Consider the following 3,192-nt stretch of genomic DNA (forward strand, 5'->3'; position numbering starts at 1 on the left):
TTTTTTTATCGATGTACAAAAAACACTATTAGACTTTAAAGTATCCCAACTGCTGTCGCTGTTTCTCTGCCAATTGAGATAGCTCTTGGCTAGCTGCCGCTGATTGAGTTATGCCAATCACGTTTTGGCTGACCAGCTCATAAATGTTACCTAAATTGACATTAATATCTGCGGTCACTTGCCCTTGTTCTATTGATGCTGTCGTTACTTGAGTGTTGATGCTTGACAGTTTTGTAATGGAATCACAAATCTCAGTCAATGCCGCACTGACTTGGCCTGAAAGCGTTTGGTTATTTTGCAACATGGTTAAGCTTGAATTCATACTCTCGTTTGCTAAGCCCGATTTTGATTGCAGCTCTTCAACAATCGCTTGTATCTCTTTGGTCGATTCTTGTGTGCGTGCAGCCAGCATTCTAACTTCGTCGGCGACCACAGCAAACCCTCTTCCACTCTCACCTGCACGTGCAGCTTCAATGGCAGCATTCAGTGCAAGCAAGTTGGTTTGCTCTGAAATACTTTCGATCACTTCAATGACCTTGCCAATTTGCTCTGACTGGTTTTTAAGTGAGTGGACAACCTCAGCCGCATCATTAAGTTGATCCGCCATTTTGTCGTTAGCACGATTGCTTTCTTCAAACATGGTTAAGCTGTTTATCGCCAATTCATTGGCTTGAGACGATGCGGTGTCTGCAATGTTAGCGTTGGCTGTGACATCACTTGCGGTGTGTTCTAACTGGCTAATCGCAGAGGCCACTTGTTCCATTTCGATTTTTTCTTGATCGGAATTTGCCGTTGATTGGGTCATCACAGTGGCAAGTTCTGTTGAAGCGGAGGCGACATCAACACTGATTCGAACTAACTCATCGACCGTACCATGAAGCTGTTTAACTGTAGAGTTGACATCTTTAGCCAAAGCCGTGATTTCATTATCACCGTCTTCATTTGCTTCCACGAGTAGATTACCATGAGCCACTTCTTTCATCGTTGCTTGAAGTTCGATGATCGGCTTAACGATAACGCCCGCTAGCAGCCAACAACTTAACGCACCCACAAACACTAGGGCAGCAAAACCGATCAGTGAATTATTGATAACGGCGGTGTGTTTTTGGCTATTTATTTCAACCCTTTGAAGTGAGAGCAGGTTGATTTTATCTGACAGGTCCGAGATCGCTTTCACCATCATTTTACCTGCATCGCGATATTCGTCTGAAGCACGTTGGTATTTTTCATCAAAACCCACGGGAAGGTTGTTCTGCTGCTTGGCATTAAGAAGTGGAATCATGACGTTTATCGAATGGTCAATATAGGTGTCCATAGCAACATTCATTGCGTTCACTTCTCGTTCCATCCCATTAATCTGAGACAGTGATCTGAGCAGTGTTTGATTCTGCTTTCTTCTTTCCTTTAACACGCTCGGTAATACTTTGACTTCATCGGCTCTGAATAGGCTGTATATTGCGCTAATTCGCATGGCATAAGTGTTATCAATGATTTCAGTCAGTTCATCTTTATGCATAATCAACTCTTCGGTTGAATCGGACACTTGGCTGAACGCGTGTTTTAAATTCGTCGTACTATAAATAATGCCGGTGAGTAAAAGTAACATCGTAAATATGACGGGGATGACTACTTGTATTTTTATGGATAAGCCGTTGAGTAACTGACGCATTGAGATCCTCTCTTTAATTGTACTCAGATGCAAATTGTTCTCATTTGCATGGTGAGGGCTGATTGTAATCTTCCTGATGAATATATCAATAATTTATTGAACTAATCTCTCAGTTTTTACGACACACTACTATGCACTTTAAAACCTCAGTATTCATCACGTTCGTTTTTTGTACTGCGCCAAGTATAGGCAGGTATAGGCTGCTGGAGAGGTCGGTTATAAAGAGAATGAACATTTATTGATTTTGGTCAGGTTATTCGCTTTGTCACAGAGGCTTAAATTAACTGAAACACAACTGTCACACTTGACGCCTAAAGTGAGCAGCGTTCGAGTAAAACACAACGGCAATTCGGCCACTTAAGGAAATAGTGATGAAAAAGACAGTTATCGGTGCAATCGCACTTCTAGGCGCAATGGCAGTAACAACCGTTTCTGCAAAAGAAACCATCTCTGCTGTAGGCTCTAGCAGCGTTACTCCACTGATGGAAGTTTTCTCTGAAACTTATATGAAATCAAACGATTCAGTTTTTATTGAAGTTCAAGGACCAGGATCTTCAGCGGGTGTGAAAGCGGCTAAAAATGGCACCGCAGATTTAGGCATGTCTTCTCGTAATTTAAAAGACTCTGAAAAAGAACCAACGCTAGTTGAAGAAGTGGTTGCTCGTGATGGTATTGCGGTGGTGGTAAACCCAAACAACAAACTAAAAGGTTTAACGGCTGAGCAAGTCACAGCGATTTATAAAGGCGACATTACGAACTGGAAAGATGTCGGTGGTGCAGACAAGCCCATCGTTGCGATCACTCGTGATACCGCTTCAGGTACTCGTGGTGCATTTGAAGACATCATGAGCCTAAAAATGAAAGTGTCTGGTATCAAAGTATCGGCGATTTCTCAGCGCGCTCAAGTTGCCAACGGTAACGGAGCACTGAAAACAATGGTGGCTTCAAACCCATACGCTATCGGTTATATCTCACTTGGCACTGTCGACGAATCGGTCAATGCGCTAGCGGTAGACGGCACTGAAGCTTCTGTCGATAACGTTAAGAACGGTTCTTACAAAGTTGCGCGTCCATTCCTTGTTCTTTACAAAGAAGGCAAGCCATCGGCAGAAACTCAAAAGTTCCTAGACTGGATGCTAACAGATGAAGCGCAAGCGTTAGTGGCTAAAAAAGGCTACATCTCAGTTAATTAATTACATCGTTACTTTTGCCTGGCCCACTTTGGGCTGGGCGTTTATCCACTTCATCAGAGTTATTGAACACTGTGATTGAAGCATGAGATTTTGATATGACCATCGCAAATAGTGAAGAGCTTATGAATACGCAAGCGACTCAAGTTAATCGATCTGGCCTGCGCACGAAAAAACGTGTGGATTGGAAAGAGCGAATTTTTCACGGTTTATTCTTAACCAGTGCCATTATTGGTATTGTTTCCTTAGCCGTTATTGCTTATTTCATCGTTAAAGAGAGTATTCCTGCATTCCGAGAAGTCGGAGTGTCTGGGATTGTTTTAGGCCAAAACT

2 protein-coding genes and 1 pseudogene are annotated in these 3,192 nt (G+C 42.7%); 2 read left to right on the forward strand and 1 reads right to left on the reverse strand.

Features of this window, described 5'->3' with window-relative positions; translation table 11 throughout:
- Positions 1–28: 28 nt before the first annotated feature.
- Complete coding sequence (locus tag ACP45E_RS01025) at positions 29–1,669, reverse strand: methyl-accepting chemotaxis protein (protein ID WP_017037265.1); 1,641 nt, start codon at positions 1,667–1,669, stop codon at positions 29–31.
- Positions 1,670–2,040: 371 nt separating this feature from the next.
- Here ACP45E_RS01025 and ACP45E_RS01030 point away from each other — a divergent pair, with 371 nt between their 5' ends.
- Complete coding sequence (locus ACP45E_RS01030; protein ID WP_017037266.1) at positions 2,041–2,862, forward strand: phosphate ABC transporter substrate-binding protein; 822 nt, start codon at positions 2,041–2,043, stop codon at positions 2,860–2,862.
- 95 nt (positions 2,863–2,957) lie between these two features.
- Positions 2,958–3,192 (forward strand): annotated as a pseudogene (locus ACP45E_RS01035) (phosphate ABC transporter permease subunit PstC); the annotation flags it as partial.

This window comes from Vibrio genomosp. F10 str. 9ZD137 (assembly GCF_049974785.1).
Taxonomy (GTDB): Bacteria; Pseudomonadota; Gammaproteobacteria; order Enterobacterales; family Vibrionaceae; genus Vibrio.